The sequence below is a fragment of the Streptomyces sp. MNU76 genome, from assembly GCF_020982545.1.
In the GTDB taxonomy this organism is placed as follows: Bacteria; Actinomycetota; Actinomycetes; order Streptomycetales; family Streptomycetaceae; genus Streptomyces.
The window spans coordinates 193,958-218,691 of sequence record NZ_JAJKLK010000003.1 but is presented as its reverse complement, the minus strand read 5'-3'; the positions used below and the strand labels follow the sequence as shown (position 1 = coordinate 218,691).

The 24,734-nt window shown below is 72.0% G+C and carries 19 protein-coding genes and 3 pseudogenes; 11 read left to right on the top strand and 11 right to left on the bottom strand.

Going from position 1 to position 24,734, the window contains the following annotated elements; all coding sequences use genetic code 11:
* The first annotated feature begins 4 nt into the window (after window positions 1-4).
* The 7 genes from E4N62_RS07345 (at window position 5) to E4N62_RS07315 (ending at window position 5,093) form a co-directional block, all read left to right on the top strand.
* Window positions 5-823, top strand: coding sequence for a PaaX family transcriptional regulator C-terminal domain-containing protein (locus E4N62_RS07345; protein WP_230212976.1), 819 nt, complete (start codon window positions 5-7; stop codon window positions 821-823).
* A gap of 84 nt (window positions 824-907) precedes the next feature.
* The gene (locus tag E4N62_RS07340) at window positions 908-1,804 is read left to right on the top strand and encodes a sulfotransferase (protein WP_230212973.1); all 897 of its coding nucleotides are present in this window, start codon (window positions 908-910) and stop codon (window positions 1,802-1,804) included.
* A complete protein-coding gene (locus E4N62_RS07335; protein ID WP_230212970.1) occupies window positions 1,801-2,211 on the top strand; it encodes a hypothetical protein in 411 nt (136 codons plus the stop codon). Before E4N62_RS07340 ends, E4N62_RS07335 begins: the two co-directional genes overlap by 4 nt.
* Window positions 2,208-3,452: a glycosyltransferase family 4 protein gene (locus E4N62_RS07330; RefSeq protein ID WP_230212967.1), complete on the top strand. Its 1,245-nt coding sequence runs from the start codon at window positions 2,208-2,210 to the stop codon at window positions 3,450-3,452. Before E4N62_RS07335 ends, E4N62_RS07330 begins: the two co-directional genes overlap by 4 nt.
* Window positions 3,449-4,009, top strand: a complete 561-nt coding sequence (cysC, locus tag E4N62_RS07325) for an adenylyl-sulfate kinase (RefSeq protein ID WP_230212965.1) — start codon at window positions 3,449-3,451, stop codon at window positions 4,007-4,009. Before E4N62_RS07330 ends, cysC begins: the two co-directional genes overlap by 4 nt.
* A complete protein-coding gene (gene cysD, locus E4N62_RS07320) occupies window positions 4,006-4,923 on the top strand; it encodes a sulfate adenylyltransferase subunit CysD (RefSeq protein WP_230212963.1) in 918 nt (305 codons plus the stop codon). Before cysC ends, cysD begins: the two co-directional genes overlap by 4 nt.
* A 2-nt stretch (window positions 4,924-4,925) precedes the next feature.
* Window positions 4,926-5,093, top strand: coding sequence for a hypothetical protein (locus E4N62_RS07315; RefSeq protein ID WP_268269368.1), 168 nt, complete (start codon window positions 4,926-4,928; stop codon window positions 5,091-5,093).
* Between the two features lie 153 nt (window positions 5,094-5,246).
* On the opposite strand, the gene E4N62_RS07310 is transcribed toward E4N62_RS07315, so the two are convergent.
* Complete coding sequence (locus E4N62_RS07310) at window positions 5,247-7,661, bottom strand: bifunctional salicylyl-CoA 5-hydroxylase/oxidoreductase (protein WP_374116950.1); 2,415 nt, start codon at window positions 7,659-7,661, stop codon at window positions 5,247-5,249.
* The gene (locus E4N62_RS07305; protein WP_230212958.1) at window positions 7,646-8,473 is read right to left on the bottom strand and encodes an enoyl-CoA hydratase family protein; all 828 of its coding nucleotides are present in this window, start codon (window positions 8,471-8,473) and stop codon (window positions 7,646-7,648) included. The genes E4N62_RS07310 and E4N62_RS07305 overlap by 16 nt, the downstream gene beginning before the upstream one ends.
* A gap of 332 nt (window positions 8,474-8,805) precedes the next feature.
* Here E4N62_RS07305 and E4N62_RS07300 point away from each other — a divergent pair.
* Window positions 8,806-9,256 (top strand): annotated as a pseudogene (locus E4N62_RS07300) (ATP-binding protein).
* A gap of 65 nt (window positions 9,257-9,321) precedes the next feature.
* On the opposite strand, the gene argF reads toward E4N62_RS07300, so the two are convergent.
* The gene (argF, locus tag E4N62_RS07295) at window positions 9,322-10,329 is read right to left on the bottom strand and encodes an ornithine carbamoyltransferase (RefSeq protein WP_230212955.1); all 1,008 of its coding nucleotides are present in this window, start codon (window positions 10,327-10,329) and stop codon (window positions 9,322-9,324) included.
* A 163-nt stretch (window positions 10,330-10,492) separates the two neighbouring features.
* Window positions 10,493-11,700, bottom strand: a pseudogene (locus tag E4N62_RS07290) (arginine deiminase); the annotation flags it as partial.
* Between the two features lie 192 nt (window positions 11,701-11,892).
* On the opposite strand from E4N62_RS07290, the gene E4N62_RS07285 reads away from it, so the two are divergent.
* Window positions 11,893-13,008 carry an SPFH domain-containing protein gene (locus E4N62_RS07285; RefSeq protein WP_230212953.1) on the top strand — a complete coding sequence of 372 codons (1,116 nt, stop codon included), beginning with the start codon at window positions 11,893-11,895 and terminating at the stop codon, window positions 13,006-13,008.
* Window positions 13,005-13,903: pseudogene (locus E4N62_RS07280) on the top strand (hypothetical protein). Before E4N62_RS07285 ends, E4N62_RS07280 begins: the two are co-directional and overlap by 4 nt.
* A 250-nt stretch (window positions 13,904-14,153) precedes the next feature.
* Here the strand turns inward: E4N62_RS07280 and uppS are convergent.
* From uppS to E4N62_RS07260, 4 genes are all read right to left on the bottom strand, one after another.
* Window positions 14,154-16,010, bottom strand: coding sequence for a polyprenyl diphosphate synthase (gene uppS, locus E4N62_RS07275; protein ID WP_230212950.1), 1,857 nt, complete (start codon window positions 16,008-16,010; stop codon window positions 14,154-14,156).
* A gap of 218 nt (window positions 16,011-16,228) precedes the next feature.
* Window positions 16,229-18,817: a polynucleotide kinase-phosphatase gene (locus E4N62_RS07270; RefSeq protein ID WP_230212949.1), complete on the bottom strand. Its 2,589-nt coding sequence runs from the start codon at window positions 18,815-18,817 to the stop codon at window positions 16,229-16,231.
* Window positions 18,814-20,394: a 3' terminal RNA ribose 2'-O-methyltransferase Hen1 gene (locus E4N62_RS07265; protein WP_230212948.1), complete on the bottom strand. Its 1,581-nt coding sequence runs from the start codon at window positions 20,392-20,394 to the stop codon at window positions 18,814-18,816. The genes E4N62_RS07270 and E4N62_RS07265 overlap by 4 nt, the downstream gene beginning before the upstream one ends.
* Before the next feature lie 335 nt (window positions 20,395-20,729).
* A complete protein-coding gene (locus E4N62_RS07260; RefSeq protein ID WP_230212947.1) occupies window positions 20,730-21,653 on the bottom strand; it encodes an LLM class F420-dependent oxidoreductase in 924 nt (307 codons plus the stop codon).
* A 240-nt stretch (window positions 21,654-21,893) separates the two neighbouring features.
* Here E4N62_RS07260 and E4N62_RS07255 point away from each other — a divergent pair, with 240 nt between their 5' ends.
* Window positions 21,894-22,061, top strand: a complete 168-nt coding sequence (locus E4N62_RS07255) for a hypothetical protein (RefSeq protein ID WP_184900344.1) — start codon at window positions 21,894-21,896, stop codon at window positions 22,059-22,061.
* A 258-nt stretch (window positions 22,062-22,319) separates the two neighbouring features.
* Here E4N62_RS07255 and E4N62_RS07250 read toward each other — a convergent pair whose 3' ends face one another.
* From E4N62_RS07250 to E4N62_RS07240, 3 genes are all read right to left on the bottom strand, one after another.
* The gene (locus E4N62_RS07250; RefSeq protein ID WP_230212946.1) at window positions 22,320-22,796 is read right to left on the bottom strand and encodes a DUF6099 family protein; all 477 of its coding nucleotides are present in this window, start codon (window positions 22,794-22,796) and stop codon (window positions 22,320-22,322) included.
* Window positions 22,797-22,989: 193 nt separating this feature from the next.
* The gene (locus tag E4N62_RS07245) at window positions 22,990-23,343 is read right to left on the bottom strand and encodes a nucleotide pyrophosphohydrolase (RefSeq protein ID WP_230212945.1); all 354 of its coding nucleotides are present in this window, start codon (window positions 23,341-23,343) and stop codon (window positions 22,990-22,992) included.
* The gene (locus tag E4N62_RS07240; protein WP_230212944.1) at window positions 23,330-24,505 is read right to left on the bottom strand and encodes an ATP-binding protein; all 1,176 of its coding nucleotides are present in this window, start codon (window positions 24,503-24,505) and stop codon (window positions 23,330-23,332) included. The genes E4N62_RS07245 and E4N62_RS07240 overlap by 14 nt, the downstream gene beginning before the upstream one ends.
* Window positions 24,506-24,734: the final 229 nt, after the last annotated feature.

Sequence of the window (24,734 nt, the reverse complement as noted above, 5' to 3'; positions counted from 1 at the left end):
TAAAATGATCAACGTGTCCGAACAGCACGCACCACGTTCGCTCATCGTCACCTTCTACGGCGCCTACGGCCGTTCGGTGCCGGGCCCGGTGCCCGTCTCCGAGCTGATCAGGCTGCTCGCCGCGGTCGGTGTCGACGCGCCCTCCGTCCGCTCCTCGGTGTCCCGGCTCAAGCGGCGCGGCCTGCTGCTGCCGGCCCGCACCGCGACGGGGGCGGCCGGGTACGCGCTGTCGCAGGACGCGCGCCAGCTCCTGGAGGACGGCGACCGCCGGATCTACGCGACGGCGCCCGAGCGGGACGAGGGCTGGGTGCTGGCCGTGTTCTCGGTGCCGGAGTCGGAGCGGCAGAAGCGGCACGTGCTGCGCTCCCGGCTGGCCGGGCTGGGTTTCGGCACGGCGGCACCGGGCGTGTGGATCGCGCCGGCCCGGCTGTACGAGGAGACCCGGCACACCCTGACCCGGCTGCGGCTCGACCCGTACGTGGACCTGTTCCGGGGCGAGCACCTGGGGTTCGCGGCGACCGCCGAGGCGGTGGCACGGTGGTGGGACCTGGCCGGGATCGCCAAGCAGCACGAGGCGTTCCTCGACCGGCACGCGCCCGTGCTGCACGACTGGGAGAGCCACGAGGAGACCCGGCCGGAGGCGGCGTACCGCGACTACCTGCTGGCCCTGGACTCCTGGCGCCAGCTGCCGTACGTCGACCCCGGGCTGCCCGCCGAACTGCTGCCCGCCAACTGGCCGGGGGTGCGCTCGGCGGCGGTGTTCCGTGCACTGCACGGGCGGCTGAGGGACGCCGGAGCCGTGTTCGTGACCGCCGCATCGTAAAAATCTGGAACATTTTCGTTCACTCAGAGAACCCTCAGGTTCTCGCTTCGGTCTTCTCAGAATCTTTACTTACCATCCTGACGCATGAGCCTCATGCGCAACCTGAACCGTGCCCTCACCGCCACCACCGGTCTGCAAGTACGCAGGGCCTCCCCGGTCGCGTCCGCCGCGCCCGGGGCCACGGCGCCGAAGCGGGCGGCGAAGAAGCCCACGGCGGTGTACCGATGTCCGGCTCCCGAGGATCTCGCGACGGACCGGTTGCTCAGGCGGCCGGTCTTCATCATGTCGCCCGTGCGCTCGGGCTCCACCCTGCTGCGCATGCTCCTGAACGCGCACCCGCGGCTGCACTCCCCGCACGAGCTGCACATACGCCGCCTGGAGGTCGGCTACGGCAGCAAGCTCTCCCAGAAGGCGATGAGCACCCTCGACCTGGAGCGCGGTGACCTGGAGCACCTGCTGTGGGACCGGGTCATGCACCGCGAACTGGTCAGGTCGGGCAAGGACTTCATCGTCGAGAAGACCCCGAGCAACGCCTTCGTGTACGAGCGCATCCGGGACTGCTGGCCGGACGCCCGCTTCGTCTTCCTGCTGCGCCACCCGGTCTCCATCGCCCGGTCCTGGCACGAGGGGGACCCCGACAAGCGCACCTACGACGAGGCCGCCGCCGACGCGCTGCGCTACATGAGGGCCGTCGAGCGGGCACGCGAGGGCACCACCGGCGGGTACACCGTGCGCTACGAGGACCTCACCGCCGACGCCGAGAAGGAGCTGCGGGGGCTGTGCGCGTTCCTCGACCTCGACTTCACGCCCTCCATGCTCGACTACGGCAGGAAGGACGACGCCCAGGTCGTCAAGGGCCTCGGCGACTGGCGGGACAAGATCAGGACGGGTCGGGTGCAGGCCGGGCGGGCGCTGCCCACCGACGACGAGATCCCCGACCTGCTCCGGCCGATGTGCGAGGCGTGGGGCTACAGCCAGTGAGGCCGCACGCCGAGATAGCCGAGGTGTGGCCGCGCGACGGGCACATCAGACTCGTCGGACGCATCCACGGGATCCCGGCGGACGGGGCCTGGCACCTGCTCCTCACCCGCCGCGCGCACACCGGCCGGACGCTGCGCTACGCCGCCGCCGTCGAGGGCGACCGCTTCGAGACCGAACTGCCCGTCGGCGACCTCACCGCCGACGACTACGCGCCCGTCGAGGAATGGGACGTCCACCTGACGGACGGTGAGGTCGAACTGCGTGCCGGAAGGCACCTCGACGACGTGCGGGGCAAGAAGAAGATCTTCGTGTATCCGGAGCAGCGCGCGGGAGACCTCCGGGTGCGGCCCTACTTCACGATCAAGGACAACCTGTCTCTGGAGTGCCGTACGGGAGGCCCCGCATGACCGACCGCCGACCACTCCCCCGGCGTCCCCGCATCCGCTACCTGCTGCTGCACGCGTACGGCCGGGGCGGCACCATCCGCACGGTGATGAACCAGGCCAACTCCCTGGTGGCGGCCGGCTGGACCGTGGAGATCGTCAGCGCCCTGCGCCGCCGCGACGACCTCCAGTTCCCGCTCGACCCCCGGGTGCGGGTCACCACCGTCGTCGACCTGCGCGAGGGCGCCCACACCCCGCCGTCCGGGCTCCTCGCCCGCTGGCGCGACCGCCGGCGCGGCGTTCAGCTGGAGGCACCCGCCCGGCACATCCCCAAGGGCGAGTTCGGCTACCGCCACTTCAACCGGTACGTCGAGGACCGGCTCATCGCGTACCTTCGGTCGTTGACCGACGGCGTCCTCGTCACCACCCGTCCCGCGCTGAACTTCCTGGCCGCCGAACACGCCACCGCAGGTGTGGTCCGGGTCGCCCAGGAGCACATGAACCTCGGCACCCACAAGCGGGACGTGCAGCAGCGCATCCAGGAGACGTACCCGCGCTTCGCCGCGGTCGCCGTGCTCACCGAACGCGACCGCGAGGAGTACGCCGAACTCCTGCCCGGGACCAGGGTCGTCCGGATCCCCAACGCCGTGCACTCCCTGGACCAGGTCCCCGCCGACCCCCGGTCGAGGATCGCGGTGGCGGCCGGCCGGCTCTTCCCGCAGAAGGGCTTCGACCTGCTGATCCAGGCCTGGGCGAAGCTCGTCGAGACCTACCCCGACTGGCAGTTGAGAATTTACGGCAGCGGCGAGAAGAAGTCGGAACTGCGCCGCCTCATCGACGAACACCATCTCTACAACCACGTCTTCCTCATGGGGCACACCGACCGCTTGGACGACGAACTCGCCAAGGCCTCCTTCTACGTGCTCAGTTCACGCTTCGAGGGACTGCCCATGGTGATGATCGAGGCGATGAGCCACGCCCTGCCCGTGGTGAGCTTCGACTGCCCGACCGGCCCCGCCGACGTGCTGACGCACGGCGTGGACGGGCTGCTCGTCCCGCCCGAGGACCCCGACGCGCTCGCCGACGCCATGGCCCGGCTGATGGCCGACGAGGTGCTGCGCGCCGACATGGGCGTGGCCGCGGTCCTCACGGCGGCCTCCTACGGCCCGGACTCCGTCCACCACCGCTGGGAGTCCCTCTTCGCCTCCCTCCACGAGCAACGGCACGGCATCGCCGCCGGCGCCGCGAAAGGAACCCACGCATGACCACCTCGTCCAGGGCCTCCCGGGCCCAGGGAGCCACGGTCTGGCTCACCGGACTGCCGAGCGCGGGCAAGACCACGATCGCCCGCCTCCTCGCCGGGCGGCTGCGGTCCGAGGGGCATCGGGTGGAGGTGCTCGACGGTGACGAGATCCGCCGCTTCCTCTCCGCGGGGCTCGGGTTCTCCCGCGAGGACCGCAACACCAATGTGCAACGCATCGGCCTGGTCGCCGAGGTCCTCGCCCGGAACGGCGTCAAGGCGCTCGTGCCGGTCATCGCGCCCTACGCCGACAGCCGCGAGGCGGTCCGGGGGCGCCACGACGCCAGCGGCACCCCGTACTTCGAGGTGCATGTCGCCACCCCCGTCGAGGTGTGCAGCCAACGTGACGTGAAGGGGCTGTACGCCCGGCAGGCCGCGGGCCGGCTCAAGGGCCTGACCGGCGTCGACGATCCGTACGAGCCGCCGGCCGCCCCCGCGCTCCACCTCCCCACGCAGCACCAGACGCCCGACGAGTCGGCCGCGGCCGTGTACGCGCTGCTGGCGGAACGGGGCCTCGTATGACCGGCACGACCGGCACCCCGTACCCGCTGTCGCACCTGGACGCGCTGGAGTCCGAGGCCGTCCACATCTTCCGCGAGGTCGCGGGCGAGTTCGAGCGGCCGGTGATCCTCTTCTCCGGCGGCAAGGACTCCATCGTCATGCTGCACCTGGCACTGAAGGCCTTCGCCCCCGCCGCGGTCCCCTTCTCCCTGCTGCACGTCGACACCGGACACAACTTCCCCGAGGTGCTGGAGTACCGCGACCGCACCGTGGCCCGCCACGGCCTGCGGCTGCACGTGGCCTCCGTCCAGGACTACATCGACCGCGGAGTGCTGCGCGAACGCCCCGACGGCACCCGCAACCCCCTGCAGACCGTGCCGCTCACCGAGAGGATCCAGGCGGAGAAGTTCGACGCCGTCTTCGGCGGCGGCCGCCGCGACGAGGAGAAGGCACGGGCCAAGGAGCGGGTGTTCTCGCTGCGCGACGAGTTCTCCCAGTGGGACCCGCGCCGCCAGCGCCCCGAGCTGTGGAACCTCTACAACGGCCGCCACGCGCCCGGCGAACACGTCCGCGTCTTCCCGCTCTCCAACTGGACCGAGCTGGACGTCTGGCAGTACATCGCCCGCGAAGGCATCGAACTCCCGGAGATCTACTTCGCGCACGAGCGTGAGGTGTTCCAGCGGGCCGGGATGTGGCTGACCGCCGGCGAGTGGGGCGGGCCGCGCGAGAACGAGCGGGTCGAGAAGCGCCGGGTGCGGTACCGGACGGTGGGTGACATGTCCTGCACGGGTGCCGTGGATTCGGACGCGGTGACGCTCGACCAGGTGATCACCGAGATCGCCGCCTCCCGGCTCACCGAGCGGGGCGCGACCCGCGCCGACGACAAGATGTCCGAGGCCGCGATGGAAGACCGTAAGCGCGAGGGGTACTTCTAGGCATGAGCACGATCGCCATCGACACCCTGCGCTTCGCGACGGCCGGGTCGGTCGACGACGGCAAGTCCACCCTGGTGGGCCGCCTGCTGCACGACTCCAAGTCGGTCCTCACCGACCGACTGGAAGCCGTGGAACGGGCCTCCGCCTGGCCGCGTCCATCACGACGGTGACCGACGGGACTTCCACCGCAGCGTCCAACTCCGCCGGAACAATGCCGCGACACACCGCGTCGCCGTCATCAGATTCGCTTCACCCCCGGCCTGAAGGCCAGAGCACTGCGAATAGATCCCGGTAGCCCTGCGGCCTGCCGTGTCGCGTGGTGGTCAGGACAGGGTCAGCCGGGGTCTGGGGGCGTCGGTGCGACCGGTGTTGGGGCAGCGGCTGCCGGCCCGGTACGGGGCGGGCCAGGGCGCGCCCGGTCCCTCGTAGCCCTGTTCGGCCGCCGCGTGGAGGGTCCAGTGGGGGTCGTAGAGGTGGGGGCGGGCCAGGGCGCAGAGGTCGGCGCGGCCGGCGAGGATCAGTGAGTTGACGTCGTCCCAGGAGGAGATGGCGCCGACGGCGATCACCGGCACCCCCACCTCGTGCCGGATGCGGTCGGCGTACGGGGTCTGGTACGAGCGGCCGTACTCGGGCTGCTCGTCGGCGACGACCTGTCCCGTCGAGACGTCGATCGCGTCGGCGCCGTGCGCGACGAAGGCACGGGCGATCGCGACGGCGTCGTCGGCGGTGGTCCCCCCGTCCGCCCAGTCGGTCGCGGAGATACGGACGGTCATGGGCCGCTCCTGTGGCCACACCGCCCGTACGGCGTCGAAGACCTCCAGCGGGAAGCGGAGCCGGTGGTCGAGGGAGCCGCCGTAGCGGTCGGTGCGGCGGTTGGTCAGTGGTGAGAGGAAGCCGGAGAGCAAGTAGCCGTGGGCGCAGTGGAGTTCGAGCAGGTCGAACCCGCTGCGGGCGGCTCTGAGCGCGGCCGAGGCGAACTGCTCGCGGATGTCGGTGAGGTGGGCGCGGGAGAGTTCGCGCGGCGTCTGGCCGCCCGGCTTGTACGGGAGCGGGGAGGCCGCCGCGAGGGGCCAGTTGCCGGTGTCCAGGGGCTCGTCGATGCCCTCCCACATCCGTTTGGTCGAGCCCTTGCGGCCGGAGTGCCCCAGCTGCACGCCGATGGCCGTGCCGGGCGCCCACTCGTGCACGAAGGTGACCGTGCGGCGCCAGGCGTCGGCCTGCCGCGTGTTCCAGAGCCCGGCGCAGCCCGGCGTGATCCGCCCTTCGGGGCTGACGCACACCATCTCGGTCATCACGAGCCCGGCACCGCCGAGGGCCCGGGCGCCGAGATGGACGAGGTGGACGTCGCCGGGGACGCCGTCGGTCGCCGAGTACATGTCCATCGGGGAGACGACGACCCGGTTGCGCAGGGTCAGGCCGCGCAGTCGGAAGGGGGTGAACATCGGGGGCGTGCCGGGCGGGCAGCCGAACTCCCGCTCCACCGCGCCGGTGAAGTGCGCGTCGCGCAGCCGGAGGTTGTCGTGGGTGACGCGGCGGCTGCGGGTGAGGAGGTTGAAGGCGAACTGCCGGGACGGCTGGTCGAGATGGAGCCCGATGTCCTCGAACCACTCCAGGCTGGCCCGCGCCGCGCGCTGGGTGGAGGCGACCACCGGACGGCGTTCCTCCTCGTACGCCCGCAACGCCCGTTCCAGGTCGGGCTGTTCCTCCAGGGAGGCGACCAGGGCCAGCGCGTCCTCGACGGCCAGCTTCGTACCGGAGCCGATGGAGAAGTGCGCGGTGTGCGCGGCGTCGCCGAGCAGGACCAGGTTGCCGTGGGACCAGCGTTCGTTGACGACCGTGCGGAAGGTCGTCCAAGTGGAGTTGTTGGCGCGCAGGGGGCGTCCGCCGAGCGCGTCCGCGAAGAGTTTCGCGCACCGTTCGACCGACTCCCGCTCGTCCGCCCGGTCCAGCCCGGCGGCCCGCCACACCTCCTCGCGCATCTCCACGATGACGGTGGACGCGCCGGGCTCATAGGGGTAGCCGTGCAGTTGCGCCACGCCGTGCTCGGTCTCGGCGATCTCGAAGCGGAACGCCTCGAAGGCGAAGTCGGCGGCGAGCCAGATGTACCGGCAGCGATGTGTCCGGACGGTGGGCCGGAACACCTGGGCGTACGCCTCGCGCGTCGCGCTGTGCACACCGTCCGCCGCGATGACCAGGTCGTACGTCTCACAGAGCCAGGAGGGGTACGGGGCCTCCGTGCCGAAGCGGAGGTCCACGCCGAGGGCGCGGCAGCGGGCGTGGAGGACCTGGAGGAGGGTGCGGCGGCCGAGGGCTGCGAAGCCGTGGCCTCCGGCGGTTTGGCGGGTGTTTCGGTGGGCGATGGTGATGTCGTCCCAGCGGGTGAAGTGGGGTTGTAGGGCGTCGTAGACGGTCGGGTCGGCGTGTTCTATGCCGCCCAGGGTTTCGTCGGAGAGGACTACGCCGAAGCCGAACGTGTGGTCTGGGAGGTTGCGTTCCCAGACGGTGATGTCGCGGGATGGGTTCAAGCGTTTGAGGAGGGCTGCGGCGTAGAGGCCGGCTGGGCCGGCGCCGATGATCGCTATGCGGGTGGGGTGCTTGGGGTTCGTCGGCGACTGCGGTGTTGTGGGGGCTGTTCGCGCCCCGCGGCGGAGCCGCATATCGACACCGCCTCGCGCCCCTGGGGTGGATGTGCCTGGACTTGGCAGGTCAGGCGATGTAGGCATCAGTGGCCCTGCCATTTCGGCACGCGTTTTTCCGTGAACGACGCGTGGAACTCCCTGTAGTCCTCGCCGGTCATCAGGAGGGCCTGGGTCGCCGCGTCGAGTTCCACGGCGGCCGACAGGGGCATGTCCAGCTCGGCCGTCAGCAGGGCCTTCGTCTGGGCGTGGGCCAGGGCCGGGCCCTCGGCCAGGTGGCCGGCCAGCGCCTGGGCGGCCTCGTCGGCACTGCCCTCGTGGGTGAGCCGGCTGAGCAGGCCGATGCGCTCGGCCTCGGCGGCGCGGACGGGTTCGCCGAGCATGAGCAGGCGGGTGGCGTGGCCGAGGCCGACGACACGGGGCAGCAGGTAGGCGGCGCCCATGTCGCCGCCGGAGAGGCCCACGCGGGTGAAGAGGAAGGAGAAGCGGGCGGTGGGGTCGGCCACCCGGAAGTCGGCGGCCAGGGCGAGGACCGCTCCGGCGCCCGCCACCACGCCGTGCACGGCGGCGATCACGGGGAAGGGGCATTCGCGGATCGCTCGTACGACCTGGCCGGTCATCCGGTTGAAGTCGAGCAGCTGGGCGGTGTCCATGGCGAGGGTGGCGCCGATGATCTCGTCGACGTCCCCACCGGAGCAGAAGCCGCGGCCGGCGCCGGCCAGCACCAGGGCCCGTACGGATCTCTCCCGGGAGAGTTCGGCGAGCAGGTCGCGCAGGTCGGCGTAGGCGCCGAAGGTGAGGGCGTTCAGCTTCTCCGGGCGGGCGAGGGTGACGGTGGCGACGCCGTCGGTGATCTCGCACCGCAGGTGCCGCCAGTCGGAGGTGCGGGCGGCGGAGCCGGTGAAGGGACTCATACGGGCGGCCTCCTCGAGGGCTACCGCGACGCGCGGCTACTTCCCTGCCCCTCGAAGTTATCACTGTTATCTGACCGTCGTCACGAGTACGCGATAGGTCGACGCGATAGGCCGATCCGGACGCCACGGAGGCGGCCGGCGGGCCCCGTGACTCGGTCACGGACGTTCGACAAGCCGGTAACGACGGGCTCGGTCGGGCGCGGCGGGGCGTTGGCGCGGGTAGACCGCCGTCAACGGGGCCGACGGCCCCTCGCGGCGCCCGCCGAGCGACTTCACCGGTCCGCGCCGTACCATTCATCACGTTGAAAGCAGGACGAGCCATGACCTGCTCCATGAACGGATCAGCCGCCTTGCACGAACCCTCCGTCCCCGCCTCCTGGCGCATCGCGCTGCCGCACACTGCCGCGGCCGTGCCCGTGGCCCGCGCCCTGGTGCGGACCGCGCTGACCGAGCTGGAGCACGGGGCGGACTGCGACACGGCTGAGCTGCTCACGGCGGAGCTGGTCGCGAACGCGATCGAGCACGCCGCCGGGGAGGGCCCCATAGAGCTGGTCGTCGAGCTGGTGCCGAGCGGCTGCAAGGTGGAGGTCCACGACCCCGACCCCGCTCCCCGGGCGACCTCACCGCCCCGGGACACCTCGACCCCGACCCTGGCAGGAGCACGGCCGCGGTCTGCTGCTGATCCGCGCCCTCAGCTCCGCCTGCGGTCACCGCCCCACGGACTCCGGCAAGGCGGTGTGGTTCCGGCTGCCGACGGTGCCGCCGCAGCGCCGCCACGCGTAGCCCCGGCCAGACCCCCGCTCCGACCCCCGGTCCGACCGCCGGTCCGGCGTCGCGGGGCGTCGGCCTCACGCCAGGGTCGCCACCAGGACCGCCTTGATCGTGTGCAGCCGGTTCTCCGCCTCGTCGAAGACGACGGAGTGCGCCGACTCGAACACCTCGTCCGTGACCTCCAGCGAGTCCAGCCCGTGCAGCTCGTGGATCTCGCGGCCCACCTTGGTGCCGAGGTCGTGGAAGGCCGGCAGACAGTGCAGGAACTTGACGTCCTCGTTGCCGGTGGCCCGCAGCACGTCCATGGTCACGGCGTACGGGGAGAGCGCCCCGATGCGCTCGTCCCAGACCTCCTTGGGCTCCCCCATGGAGACCCAGACGTCGGTGGCGACGAAGTCGGCGCCCTCGCCCCCCTCGTGGATGTGCTCGGTGAGGGTGATCCGCGCGCCGCTGATCTCGGCGAGCTTGCGGGCGTGGGTGACGATCTCCTCGGCCGGCCAGTAGGCCTGCGGGGCGACGATCCGCACGTCCATGCCGAGCAGGGCACCGGTGACCAGGTAGGAGTTGCCCATGTTGAAACGGGCGTCGCCGAGGTAGGCGAGGACCATCTCGTCCAGCGGCTTGTCGCTGTGCTCGGTCATGGTCATCACGTCGGCCAGCATCTGGGTGGGATGCCAGTCGTCGGTGAGCCCGTTGTAGACCGGCACCCCGGCGTACGCCGCCAGCTCCTCGACGTTCGCCTGACTGTCGCCCCGGTACTCGATCGCGTCGAACATCCGTCCTAGCACCCGCGCGGTGTCCTTGACCGACTCCTTGTGGCCCATCTGGGAGCCGGACGGGTCCAGGTACACCGTCCGGGCGCCCTGGTCGGCCGCGGCGACCTCGAACGCGCAGCGCGTGCGCGTCGAGGTCTTCTCGAAGATGAGCGCGATGTTCCTGCCCCGCAGGTACTGGGTCTCCGTCCCGGCCTTCTTGGCCGCCTTCAGCTCCACGGCCAGCTCGATCAGCCCGCGGAACTCCTCCGCGGTGAAGTCCAGCTCCTTGAGGAAGTGGCGCCCGGCGAGGGCGTGGGAAACGGTCGCCATGGGGCGCTCCTGGGTCGACGGGACAGGGACAGCGATAGGAAGACTGGAAGTCTATACGATGTTCCACATTTCTATACGGCACCCTCCGCGCCGCCGCGCGCCCGGCCCCGGCCCCGGCCCCGGCACCCGGCACCCCAGCGCCGCGGATCCCTACACCGCGGATCTCCACCGGGCAGCTCATACAGCGTGGCCCGCCCCTCCCCGCCCCAGCTCGCTGCCCGGGATCTCGATGACCTCGATGCCCTGCTTGCGCAGATGCGTGTTGGTGGTGGCGTTGCGCTCGTAGGCGACGACGACGCCGGGCTCGACGGCGAGGACGTTGCAGCCGTCGTCCCACTGCTCGCGTTCGGCGGCGTGGACGTCCTGCGTGGCGGTGAGCACCCGGATCGCGTCGAGGCCGAGCGCGGCGGCGATCGCACGGTGCATGTGCTCCGGCGGATGGTCGGTGACCTTGAGCTCCTTCTCCCCGACGCCGGGCTCGATGGTGTACGAGCGGAGCATGCCGAGTCCGCCGTACTGGGTGAAGGTGTCGCCGTCGACCATGGTCATGACGGTGTCGAGGTGCATGAAGGCCCGGCGCTTGGGCATGTCGAGGGCCACGATGGTCTGCGCGGAGCCGGCGGCGAAGAGCTTGTGCGCGAGCATCTCGACGGCCTGCGGGGTGGTGCGTTCACTCATGCCGATGAGGACGGCCCCGTTGCCGATGACGAGGACGTCGCCGCCCTCGATGGTCGACGGGTAGTCGGCCTGGCCCTCCGACCAGACGTGGAACGTCTCGGCGCGGAACAGCGGGTGATGCCGGTAGATCGCCTCGAAGTGGACGGTCTCGCGCTGACGGGCCGGCCAGCGCATGGCGTTGATGGACACCCCGTCGTAGATCCAGGCGGAGGTGTCGCGGGTGAAGAGGTGGTTGGGGAGCGGGTCGAGGAGGAAGTCGTCCAACTCCATGACGTGGAAGCGGACGGAGGCCGGCTCCATGTGCGCGTCGAGGAACTCGCGTTTGGTCATGCCGCCGATCAGCGCCTCGACCAGCCCGTCCACGGGCAGCGTTTCGAAGGCGGCCCTGAGGTGGTCCGTGGCGAGCGGGCCGTACTCCTTCTCGTCGAAGACGCGGTCCAGGACGAGTTGCCGGGCCTGCGGAATCCGCATGACGTCGGTGAGGAGGTCACCGAAGAGGTGGACGGCGACGCCCCGGTCACGCAGCACGTCGGCGAATCCGTCGTGCTCGGCGCGCGCCCGGCGCACCCACAGGACGTCATCGAAGAGCAGCGCGGTCTTGTTGCTGGGGGTGAGCCTTTTGAGCTCAAGATCCGGCCGGTGCAGGATGACGCGGCGCAGGCGCCCGGCCTCGGAGTCGACATGGAATCCCATGCCCTCATCCTGACCATTCGGGCGCGTGTTCACCCGCCGGTCGACCGAATCGGAATCCTTCCGCCACCTTCATCTCGTCCTCTTGACGATAAAGGGGTCCCCTCGTTATCGTCTAAGTGACGCGAATCGCTCGCGCCGAACATCGGGGGCGGGCTCGCGGACACGTCCGGCGGCACCAGAGGGGGACCATCCATGGCCGACATCACCAGACGGCTCGGCTGGCGGCATCTGCGCGGAGCACCCACCGCCCACATCCGTCACCACCGCTCCGGGCGGCTCGCGCACGACGGCCCGGGGCTGAGCTTCTGGTACCGGTCGCTCAGCGCCGCGCTCTCCGAGATCCCGGTGGACGACCGGGAACTGGCGATGACCTTCCACGCCCGTACGTCCGACTTCCAGGACGTGGCGGTGCAGGCGACGGTGACGTACCGGGTGAGCGACCCCGCGATCGCCGCCGCCCGGCTCGACTTCTCCATCGACCCCGACACGGGGGTCTGGCGCGGCGCTCCGCTGGAGCAGCTGTCGACCCTGCTGACGGAGACGGCCCAGCAGCACGCGCTGGACGTCCTGGCCCGTACGACACTGGCCTCCGCCCTGGTCGACGGGGTCGCGGCGGTCCGGGAACGGGTGGCGAGCGGGCTGGCGGCCGAGCCACGGCTGCCGGCCACCGGGATCGAGATCGTGGCCGTCCGCGTGGTGGCGCTGCGGCCCGAGCCCGAGGTGGAGCGCGCGCTGCGTACACCGGCCCGGGAGCAGATCCAGCAGGAGGCCGACCGGGCGACGTACGAGCGCCGGGCCGTGGCCGTCGAGCGGGAGCGGGCCATCGCCGAGAACGAGCTGGCCAGCCAGATCGAACTCGCCCGGCGCGAGGAGCAGTTGGTCGAGCAGCGGGGCACCAACGCGCGGCGCGAGGCGGAGGAGAGGGCCGCCGCCGACGCGGTGAAGGCGGGCGCGGAGGCGGCCCGGACGGTACGGCTGACCGAGGCGGAGGCCGAACGCACCGTGCAGCTCGCGGAGGCCGAGGCCGCGCGGAGTGTGAAGCTGGCGCAGGCGGAGGCGGCGCGACAGGTCAAGCTCGCCGAGGCCGAGGCGCGGGCCGCGCGGGAGGTGGGCGTGGCGCGGGCCGAGGCGCAGGCGGCGTGGCTGCGGGTGCACGCCGAGGTGGACGCGGCGACGCTGCACGCGCTGACCGGGACGCGGCTCGCGGAGAACCTGCCGCGGATCGAGAGTGTGACGGTGTCGCCGGATGTGCTCACCGGGCTGCTGTCCAGGCTCGGCGGCGGGTCGGGCGGCGGGGACCGGGCGTGAGTCTGGCGCCGCGCGTGGTGCTGGTCCATCGCACCACCGAGTACGAGGAGTTGGTGGCCCGGCACGGTACGCACGGGCAGGCCGCCTTCTTCCTGCGGTCCCGGGGGCGGGACATCGAGGACGTGGCCGAGCGGCACCGGCGGGAACGCGCGGCGCTCGCCGAGGTCGCCTCCTCGGTGCCGCTGACGTGGCGTCAGTCGCGGGTCGAGCGGGGCGATCTGGACCGCTTTCTGTTCGCTCCCGAGGACGTGGTGGTCGTGGTCGGGCAGGACGGGCTGGTCGCCAACGCGGCGAAGTACCTCGCGGGGCAGCCGGTGGTGGGGATCAACCCCGATCCCCGGCGCAATCCGGGGGTGCTGGTGCGGCATCGGCCGGAGCAGGCCGCGAAGTTGCTGACCGCTTCGGTCCAACAAGCGGGTCGGGTCGACGAGTTGACGATGGTCGAGGCCGTAGCGGACGACACGCAGCGGCTGGTGGCGCTCAACGAGATCTACCTCGGCCCGGCGGGGCACCAGACCGCCCGGTACCGGCTGGGGCTCGACGGCGACAGGGGTGCCGTCGAGCCCCAGGCCTCGTCCGGGGTGCTCGTCGGGACGGGCACCGGGGCGAGCGGGTGGATCCGGTCCGTCTGGCAGGAACGGGCCAGTGCGCTGGCCCTTCCGGGGCGCGACGAGGCGCGTCTGCTGTGGTTCGTGCGTGAGGCGTGGCCGTCTCCGGCGACCGGGACGTCCCTGGTGGCGGGGGAGTTGGCGGCGGCGGCGCGGCTGCGGCTGACGGTCGAGTCGGATCGGTTGATCGTGTTCGGGGACGGGATGGAGGGGATGCGCTGGAACTGACGTGGGGGCAGACGGTGCGGGTGGGGGTGGCGGGGGTTCGGTTGCGGTTGGTGGGCTGACGCGGGGCGCCGCCGGTTCGGCGCGTTGTCGGGTGCGGGCCCGGTGGGGCTTCTCGCGCAGTTCCCCGCGCCCCTGAAGACCAGGCCCTGCGGGCCTGAAAGACCACGGCCCGGCCGGCCAGAAAGGCAGCGGGGCTGCGGGGATGAAAAGCACGGGGCGCAGCCCCTGCTTTTCAGGGGCGCGGGGAACTGCGCGAGAAGCCCCACTCACCCGCACCCGACAACGCACCCCCGCCGCCCAGAGACCTGTCTACTCGGCCCCCTCGGCGGACGCCGCACCCTTGCGGCGCTTGCGGTGGGTGTAGGCCACTACCGCCTCCCACAGATCGCGGCGGTCCACCTCGGGCCACGGCTGGTCCGTGAAGTGGAGCTCCGCGTAGTGGGCGTGCCAGGGGAGGAAGTTGGACGTGCGGATCTCACCGCTGGTGCGCCACAGGAGGTCCACGTCGGGCAGGGCGTGATGAGGCAGGTGCGCGGCGAAGAGCTGTTCGGAGACCCGGGCGGGATCGACCTCTCCCGCGAGCGCGGCACGCGCCAACGCCGCGCCCGCCTGGGCGAGTTCGGCCCGGCCGCCGTAGTTGACGCAGACGTTGAGAGTGAGGCCGGTGCGGTTGCGGGTGGCGTGCTCCTGGGCGCGGAGGACCTCCACCACGTCCTCCGGGAGGCCGTCGGGAGAGCCGACCCAGCGCAGTCGTACGTCGTGGTCGAGCAGTTCACCGTCGAGCAGCTCGGCGCGCATGATCGCGAAGAGTTTGGAGACCTCGTCGGGCGACCGCTTCCAGTTCTCGGTGGAGAAGGCGTAGACCGTCAGATGGGCGAGGCCGATCTCCAGCGCGCCCTGGACGACGTCGCGCAGGGCCACCGCTCCGGCCCGGTGGCCCTCGTCGCGGGGCAGCCCGAGCCCGGTGGCCCAGCGTCCGTTGCCGTCCATGACGATGGCCACGTGCCGGGGCAGGTGCGCCTCGGCTATGGCCGGCGGGCGGGCGCCGTCGCGGTGCGGGCGCGGGGGCAGCGGCGGTTCGGCGATCCGCGTGACGAGCCGTTCGGGGCCGGTGAGGGGGCCCGGAGCCGAGTCGTCCCCGGCGCCGCCGCCGGCCGACGCGCCTCCGGCCGTCCGCACCGGGGTGTCGTCCCTGCCCGGCGGCAGCGTCAGCCGCCACACCACGGCGGCTCGGGCGCGGGCCGGGCCCACGATCCGCCACTCGGTGTGCCGGGGCACGCGTACCGGGCGGTGCAGGACGGCCGAGCCGGAGCGTTCGATCGCGTCCAGCTCCGCGCCGAAGAGTTCGACCGCGGTGTCGAGCACGATGGCGGGGCCCAGCGGCAGCGTGTTCCGCAGCGCCCGGCGGGAGCTCTCCAGCCACTGCCGGGCCTGGTCGACGAGGTGCGCGACCAGCCGCCGTACGGCCGGGGTCCACGCGCGGGAGATCAGCTCCTCCCGGGTCACACCGTGGCGGTCGAGGACCTCGGTGGGGAACCACACCTGCCCGGCGTCGAGGTCCTCGGGGAGGTCGCGGAGCATGTCGGCGAGGAACAGACCGTCCACGAACCGGGTGAAGCCCGGGAGGTCGCGCAGCCGCACGGGGACGGGCAGTCCGGAGCGGACCAGCATGCGCATCAACTGTTCGGGCCAGCTGACGTTCTGGGCGTGGGCTCGCTCCCGCCACTCCTGCCAGGTCGCGACACCCTCGCGGGCCTCGTCCCCCTGGACGGCGTCCAGGGCGCCCAGCAGATCCGCGGGGTCGAGCCCCCAGTGCCAGACCGCGTTCGTCAGCGCGAGTCGTACCGGGTCGTCGCTGGTGCCGCACGCCAGGTCGGCCTCCAGCGCGGTCCGCCACTCCTGGAGCCGCCTGCTCCGCTCCCCCGGCGTGCCCTCGGTGGAGTCGAGCAGGTCGTCGGCGGAGGCGAGAGCGGCGTACAGGGCCCAGCACGCGGGGCGGACCGTCGGCGGCATCAGCTGCATGAGCGCGTACTCGGTGGGCCGGGTCGTGCGGACCAGGCGGCGGCACTCGTCGTACGCGGCGTCGAGGGCCGACCGCTCTCGACCGGACCGCCCGGCGGATCCGGCAGCTGACCGCGTTCCGGACCACGTGGTGCTGCGACGCATGGGAAACCCCACATACCTTCGACTGGGACCGATGGGACCGACTCGGGTGACAGCGGTCGCCTGCGATCGGCTTCGATCGCTGTCTCCCCGAGCACCGCCGGAACCTCTCGAACGCGGAACACGGCCACGCCTGCTCGCGACATTATCAGCCGCAATGTCATGTCACGGGCGCGGGTCCACCCGCCACGGACGAGGGTCGTCCGTGGCGGGCGTCGGTCTCACAACCGGGGGTCGACGGGCTCCGACTCCAGGGCCAGTACCCCGAACACCGCCTCGTGCACCCGCCACAGCGGCTCTCCCTCGGCGAGTCGGTCCAGGGCCTCCAGACCCAGGGCGTACTCGCGCAGGGCGAGGGACCGCTTGTGGTTGAGGAACCGGCCGCGCAGCCGGGCGAGGTTCTCCGGGCGGGTGTACTCCGGGCCGTAGATGATCCGCAGGTACTCCCGGCCCCGGCACTTGATGCCCGGCTGGACCAACCGTCCCTGTCCGCTGCGCACGACCGCCCCGACCGGCTTGACGACCATGCCCTCGCCGCCGCGGCCGGTCATCTCCAGCCACCAGTCGATGCCGGCCCGCACCGAGGCCTCGTCCCCGGTGTCGACGAAGAGGCGCCGGGTGGTCTGCAGCAGGCCGCTGACGTCGTACTCGACGAGCCGGTCCAGGAGCGCGAGCTGCTCGTCGTGCGGGAGCGCGGCGAGGCTGCGGCCCTGGACCGCGAGGATCTGGAAGGGGGCGAGCCGGACGCCGTCCAGACCCTCGGTGGGCCAGCAGTAGCGCCGGTACGCCTCCGTGAACGCGGCGCCGTCGGCGGCCCGCTCGCGCTGCTTGCCCAGCAGCTCGCCCACGTCGACGCCGCGTGCCGCCGCGCCCTCCAGGGCGGCCAGCGCGCCCGGGAACACCGCGGCGGAGGCGGCCCCGACGGCCGCGTACTGGGTGCGCAGCAGCCCGGACGCCTTCAGCGACCAGGGCATCAGCTCGGCGTCCAGCAGCAGCCAGTCGGTGTCGAGTTCGTCCCAGAGCCCGGCCGCCGTGACGGCCTCGCGGATCCTGGCGAGGACCAGCTCGGTGCGTGCCTGGTCGTCGAAGAACGGGCGGCCGGTACGGGTGTAGAGGGAACCGGTGGGCCCTCCCCCACTCTCGGCTGCGCTCGAGCGGGAGGTGCCCCCACCGCCGAAGCGGGCGCGGGCCGCGTCCGCGTCGCGGCAGACCAGGACCACCGCCCGGGAACCCATGTGCTTCTCCTCGCACACGACCCGCGCGACACCGTCCTCCCTGTACTGCGCGAACGCCTCCGCCGGATGTTCCAGGTAGCCCTCCACGTGCGAGGTCGCGGTCGGCGCCATGGTCGGCGGCAGATACGGCAGCAGCCGCGGGTCGACCGCGAAACGGCTCATGACCTCCAGGGCCGCGGCCGCGTTCTCCTCGCGGACCGACACCCGGCCGGCGTGCCGGGTCTCGACGACCCGACGGCCGTGCACGTCCGCCAGGTCCAGCGGCCTGCCCTCGTGCCCGCCGGGCGCCTCGGTGGCCAGCGGCCTGGCCGGCTCGTACCAGACCTTCTCGGCCGGTACGTCGACGAGTTCGCGCTCCGGCCAGCGCAGCGCGGTGAGCCTGCCACCGAAGACGGCACCCGTGTCGAGGCAGATGGTGTTGTTCAGCCAGGTGGCGGTGGGCACCGGGGTGTGGCCGTAGACCACGGCGGCGCGGCCCCGGTAGTCCTGCGCCCACGGGTAGCGCACCGGCAGCCCGAACTCGTCGGTCTCGCCCGTGGTGTCGCCGTACAGCGCGTGGCTGCGGACCCGGCCGGAGGTGCGGCCGTGGTACTTCTCCGGCAGACCGGCGTGACAGACGACCAGCTTCCCGCCGTCGAGGACGTAGTGGCTGACGAGCCCGTCGATGAACCGCCGCACCTCCTGCTTGAACTCCTCGCTCTCGTCCTCCATCTGCGCGATGGTCTCGGCGAGCCCGTGGGTGTGCTGGACGTTGCGGCCCTTCAGGTAACGGCCGTACTTGTTCTCGTGGTTGCCGGGCACGCAGAGCGCGTTGCCGGAGCCGACCATCGACATCACGCGGCGCAGCACGGCCGGGCTGTCCGGCCCCCGGTCGACCAGGTCGCCGACGAAGACGGCCGTGCGGCCTTCCGGGTGGACGCCGTCGACGTAGCCCAGCTTGCCGAGCAGCGCCTCCAGTTCGCTCGCGCAGCCGTGGATGTCGCCGACGATGTCGAACGGGCCGGTGAGGTGGGTGAGGTCGTTGAAGCGCTTCTCGGTGACGATCGTGGCGTGGTCGATCTCCTCGACGCCCCGCAGGACGTGCACCTTGCGGAAGCCCTCGCGCTCCAGGTGCCTGAGGGAGCGGCGCAGTTCGCGGGTGTGGCGCTGGATGACGCGGCGCGGCATGTCGGCGCGGTCGGTGCGGGCCGCGTTGCGCGCGGCGCACACCTCCTCCGGTACGTCGAGCACGACGGCGATCGGCAGCACGTCGTGCTTCCGGGCCAGTTCGATCAGCTGTCGGCGGGACTCCTGCTGCACGCTGGTCGCGTCGACGACGGTACGGCGGCCGGCCGCGAGGCGCTTGCCCGCGATGTAGTGGAGCACGTCGAAGGCGTCCTTCGTCGCGCTCTGGTCGTTCTCGTCGTCCGAGACCAGTCCCCGGCAGAAGTCGGAGGAGATGATCTCGGTGGGCTCGAAGTGGCGTCGGGCGAACGTGGACTTGCCCGAGCCGGAGGCGCCGATCAGCACCACGAGGGAGAGGTCGGTGACGGGCAGGATGCGCCCCTTGCCGGTCTGCCGGGTGGTCTCGCTCATGCTGCCTTCGCCTCCTTCTCGTCGGTCCTGTCGGTGTCGCGCTGCTTGAACACACCCATCTGGGTGGGCGGCCCCACCTCCGGGTCGTCGGGCCCGACGGGTACGAACTCGACGTCGTAGCCATGCCGTTCGGCCACGGTCGTCGCCCAGGCGCGGAACTCCTCCCGGGTCCACTCGAAGCGGTGGTCGCTGTGCCGGGCGTGCCCGGCGGGAAGGGATTCCCAGCGGACGTTGTACTCGACGTTCGGGGTGGTCACGAGGACGGTGCGGGGGCGGGCCGAGCCGAACACGGCGTACTCCAGGGCCGGTAGCCGGGCCAGGTCGAGGTGCTCGACGACCTCGCAGAGCACGGCGGCGTCGTAGCCCTTGAGGCGCTTGTCGGTGTAGGCGAGGGAGCTCTGGAAGAGCTGGACGCGGGATGCCTGACGCTCGCCCATGCGGTCGAGCTTGAGGCGGCGGGAGGCGATGGTGAGCGCGCGCATCGAGACGTCCGTGCCGACGATCTCGGTGAACCGGACGTCCTTGAGCAGCACCTGCACCAACTGGCCCTGACCACAGCCCAGGTCGAGGACGCGGGCGGCCCCGGAGTCCTTGAGCGCGGCGATGATCGCGTCGCGCCGCTGCACGGCCAGCGGAGTCGGCTTCTCGACGGACTCGGCCCCGGTGCCGGCCTCGGCCCCGGTCTCGGCGACGGCCCCCGGCTCGATCTCGGACTCGGCCTCGGCCTCCGCCGTGATCTCGCCGTCGGCCTCCCCGTCCGCGGATTCCTCGACCGCGTTGTCGATCTCCTCGACCTCGCTGTCGTCGGCCTCGGCCAGCCGGACGAGTTCCATGCGCTCCATGGCCTGCCGGGTCAGCGACCAGCGGCGGGACAGGTACCGGCTGGTGATCAGCTTGTGCTCGGGGTGGTCCGGGAGCCAGCCCTCGCCGACGCGCAGCAGCTTGTCCACCTCGTCGGACGACACCCAGTAGTGCTTGGCGTCGTCGAGCACCGGCAGCAGCACGTACAGGTGGCGCAGCGCCTCGGCGAGGGTCAGCGACTCCGACTCCAGGACGAGCCGCACATAGCGGGAGGCACCCCATTCGGGGAACTGGGTGTCCAGCGGCACCGCCTCGGCGGTGACGGTCCAGCCGAGTGGCGCGAAGAGCTTGACGACGAGATCCGGGCCGCCGCGGGCGGGCAGCGCCGGTATCTCGACGCGCAGCGGGCGGACCTGCTCCGGGAGTTCGGGGCGGGCCTTGCACTGGCCGCGCACGGCGCTGGAGAAGACGTCGTTCAGCGCGACGGCGAGCAGGGAGGAGGCCGCGTACGGGCGGTCGTTGACGTACTGGGCGAGCGCCGCGTCGGGGGCGCCGCCGCGGCCCTTGCCCTTGCCCCTTCTGACCAGTGCCACCGCGTCCACCTCCAGCAGCAGCGCTGCCGTGCACCGCTCGACGTCCGCCTCGGGGTAGAGGACGTGCGCTGTGCCGTAGGAGGTGGAGAACGCCTGCGCCTTGTCGGGATGCTTGTGCAGCAGGAAACCGAGATCGGTCGCGGGGCGCTCTGGGGTGCCGATGGTACTGATCGTCAGGAACACGGTGGGGTTGCCTCGTCGTGGGTGTCTGGATGGACGCCCAACGTACAGCGAAGGTTCGGGGCGCACTGAGGCATTTTCGCCGGAGGGCCGCCCCCGCGTCGTGGCCGCGGCCGACCCCGCGGCCACGACGCGGGCCCGACATCAGGGCAGCTCGGTGACCCGGTCGGTGCCCGGTGGGGCGACGGGGCTCTCGGCGGTGAGGTAGTCGGTGAGGGCGCGCCGCCGTCCCGCGCCCCGCCCGGGGGCCTGGGGCCGGGCACCTGGGTGTCGGCCCGGGGCGGTGGTGGCCCGGGCGGCGCCGTCCCGCGCCCCGGGCCGGGCGCGGGACGTCTTCGCTAGGACAGCTGGGACTGCACCTGGCCGGAGATCAGCTCCAGGTGGCCCAGGTCGTCGAGGTCGAGGATCTGGAGGTAGACGCGCTGGGAGCCGATGGCCCGGTAGCGGCCGAGCTTGTCGACGACCTCCGCCGGGGAGCCGGCCAGCCCGTTGGCCTTGAGCTCGTCGACCTCGCGGCCGATCGCGGCGGCGCGCCGGGCGACCTCGGCGTCGTCCTTGCCCACGCACACGACCAGGGCGTTCGAGTACACGAGGTCGTCACCCTTGCGGCCGGCCTCCTCCGCGGCCATGCGGACCCGGCCGAACTGGCGCTCGCTGTCCTCGATCGAGGCGAACGGCATGTTGAACTCGTCGGCGTACCGCGCGGCGAGCCGCGGGGTGCGGACCGCGCCGTGGCCGCCGATGAGGACGGGCACCTTGGCCTGCGCGGGCTTGGGCAGCGCGGGCGAGTCGGTCAGCTGGTAGTGGGTGCCCTCGTACGAGAACGTCTTGCCGACCTCGGTGGCCCACAGACCGGTGACGATGGCCAGCTGCTCCTCCAGGCGCCCGAACTTCTCCTTCGGGAACGGGATGCCGTACGCCTTGTGCTCCTCCTCGAACCAGCCCGCGCCCAGCCCGAGTTCGACCCGGCCGCCGGACATCTGGTCGATCTGCGCGACCTGGATGGCGAGCACACCCGGCAGGCGGAAGGTTCCTGCGGTCATCAGGGTGCCGAGGCGGATGCGTTTGGTCTCGCGGGCGAGCCCGGCCAGGGTGATCCAGGCGTCCGTGGGGCCGGGCAGGCCGTCCGACGAGCCCATGCGGAGATAGTGGTCGGAACGGAAGAACGCGTCGAATCCGAGGTCCTCGGTCGCCTTGGCGACGGTGAGGAGGGTGTCGTAGGTCGCCCCCTGCTGGGGCTCGGTGAAGATGCGAAGATCCATGCCTCCATCCTGCACGCTGACCCCCCGGTCAACGGCACCGGTCACGCTGGCGCCTTGGGGCCACGGTCGGGTGAAAAACCGTCAATCCGGCGCCCGGGACGGGCGGCGTCAGTGACCGGCCGTAACGGTGATCGTTGCTCGGGATGGAGCCGGACCGCCCGGCACCCGTCGCCGGCGGCCGCTGCCGGGACGCCCGCACCACGTGCCCCCTCGGGGGGCGAGGGCCGAGGAGGCCGTCACATGTCCCAGGAAGCCGTGCCGGAGCAGGCTGCCGTGCCTGCGCAGCCGAAGGGTCTGCTCCAGCAGATGGAGGAGCTGATGGCTGCCCTGAACGCGGACCTGTCCCAGCTCGACGCGGAGTTCTCCGCACCGCGGGCCGCCTCCACGGAGGAGAGCGGACCCGCCTGAGGTTCTCCTTGCCACGAACCCCGACGCCCGGCCGTGCGTTTCCGGCCGGGCGCTCGCCGTGTTCGGGGGCCGCGCCCCCTCCCCCGCCCGCCGAGGTGCGTTCTTCGACTGCGGGTGGGTGAGGGCTCGTCGAGCAGTTCCCCGCGCCCCTAGGGCCTGTCGTTTGGATCACGCCTGGGCCGCGGGGCGCCCTCGCCCGAAGCCGGCGTGATCCAAACGACAGACCCTAGGAGCAGGCGCCGGCCCGTCCCGAGCGGCTCACCCCGCCGCCGCGTCTCTCTCCGACAGGACCTGTTCTCTGACGGCCAGCCGCCGCAGCATTTCCAGCACCCGGTCCCGTGCCTCGTCCGCCGCGTCGATCGCCTCCATGCACTGCCAGTACGTCGCCTCGTCGTCCGCCCCGCTCGCCAGACCCACGAGCGCGATGCCGACCTCGCCCAGCAGGCCCCCGAGCCGCAGCAGCGACTCGTGGGCGTCGCCCAACTCGGTGAGCCGGGCGGCGCGTAAGTCGCCCACACCGAGCGGCGGGGCGCCGAGTATGCCGCAGCCGCTGCCGGCCAGTTCGGTCAACCCCAGTGCCTCACCCCGCAGTTCGGGAGGTCCCGAGACCGCGAGACGGCTCCCGATCGCCTGAGCGAGGGCATAGGACTGCCACGCCTCCGCCATGATCTGAGGTCCCTCGACGCTGCCCGCCAGAGCACGCCTGCTCGCGAAGATGAGCCGCACCGCATCCATGCGCTGCCCCCGACTTTCCCCGACGCGCTCTCACACGTCCGCCCGAACTCCTGCCTGTTCATTACCCACAGTGAGGGCCGCTGAGACAGAAAGCCAGAGGAAGCCTGAAATCTGTGGATAACAAGTCGGCTGTGGACAACTTTTCAACTCCGGAGAGTGACAACCGGATGGAGGTGCTCAGCGTCGAGCGTCCTCAGGGTCGCCCCGGTGCCGGAAATCTCCGTTCGTTGCGGTCGATCTTCGCATCCAGCGCTGACAACAGGTCGATCCCCAGCACCTCGCAGAGCTGGAGCAGATAGGCGAGCACGTCGGCCACCTCGTCCCCGACGCGCTGGGCGGTCTCCGGGTCCGACATCACACGAGCCGACTCCTCCGGCGTCAACCACTGGAAGATCTCGACGAGTTCGGACGCCTCGACGCTCAGCGCGGAGACCAGGTTCTTGGGCGTGTGGTACTGCTGCCAGTCGCGGGCGGCGGCGAACTCGGCGAGCCGCCGCTGCAGCGCCGCCAGGTCCGGCTTCCGCTCGGGGGATTCAGGATCTTTCACGGTTCAGGTCTACCACCGTCACCCCGGCCACCCCGGCGGCCCAGGAGGCGTCGCTCACCGCGCCGACGAGCCGGATGTGCCCGCGTTCGCACATCCGGGCCGCCAGCCGCACCAACTCCCCCACCTGCCGGGGGTCCAGGGCCCGGTCGAAGCCGTCGGCGAGGACCGTGAGCGTCTGCAGAGCCGCCGGCACCTCCGCGGCCTGGTCCACCTCCAGCACACCGGGCCCGGTGAACAGCACCAGCGACAGCGCGAGATACCTCAACTCGCCGTCCCCGAGCAGGCCCAGGGCCGTCCGCACACCGTCCCCCCGGTCCAGCACCGCCCGTACCGCGCCGTCCCGCAGCGGCTCGGCGAGCAGATCGAGGACCGGCCCCGCACAGCCCTCGCGCACCGCCCCGACGAGCAGCGCGTGCCGTCGGCCGCACTCCGTCCGCGTACGCCACAGCACGTCGGCGAGGTTGTCGCAGCCCCGCAGCAGCCGACCGGAGCCGAGCGGCACGGCGGCGCGCATCCGGCCGGGGCGGGGATCACAGGCGTAGACCGAGCGGAGGGCGACCACCATCTGCTCGGCGGCGGCGAGGACCCGGCGCTGGCCGTCCGTCTTGCCGGCGACGCGGAGCGGAAGCAGGGCCGTACCGAGGCGGTCGTCGGGCAGGGGGCCGCGGGTGACCGGTGAGGAGCCGGCCGTGTGCCAGGCGGCCTGGACCACGGGGCGGCTCGGGTCGACGAGCGCCGTCTCCAGCAGGGTGAGCCCACCGCACGTCAACCGCTCGCCCACGACGCGGAGTTCGGGCTCGACCTGGACGGCGACGTCGAGGTGCACGGGCCCCTCGGGACCGTCGGCCGTGCAGCCGATCCGGAAGCCGCGGCGCCGCTGGGCGTCGGGACGGGCCCGTTCGGGGACGCAGCCCAGCGGGTCGGGGAAGACCTCGTCGAGGCCGGCGCCACCACCCAGCCCGGCCAGCGCCTCGTACGCCCTGAGCGCGGTGGTCTTGCCGCTGCCGCTGTGCCCCGCGAGGAGGGTCAGCGGCCCGAGCGGAAGGAAGGCGTTGCGGTGTCCGGCGAAGGCGGAGAGCCGCAGTTCGGTGACGCTCGGCCGCTCCGGACGCGCCCCGGCGTCCACGCCGGGCACCACCGGCGAAAGGGATGACACGGTCATATGCGGACACTAGGAGCCGACGCCGCAGACAAACCGTTCCGCCGAGTGGATCTTCCTACGATCGAGGGAGCGCCCACCGGGAACGAGGGCGCCCCGCCCGCACGGGCAGCGCCCCGAACCCCCGCAAGCGCCCTGCTCCCCACGCACCATGAACCAGACGCCAGGAACCACGCGCGATGACCACGCGCCGCGAACCACACGCGATGAAAGGGCGCCGCGAACCACGCCC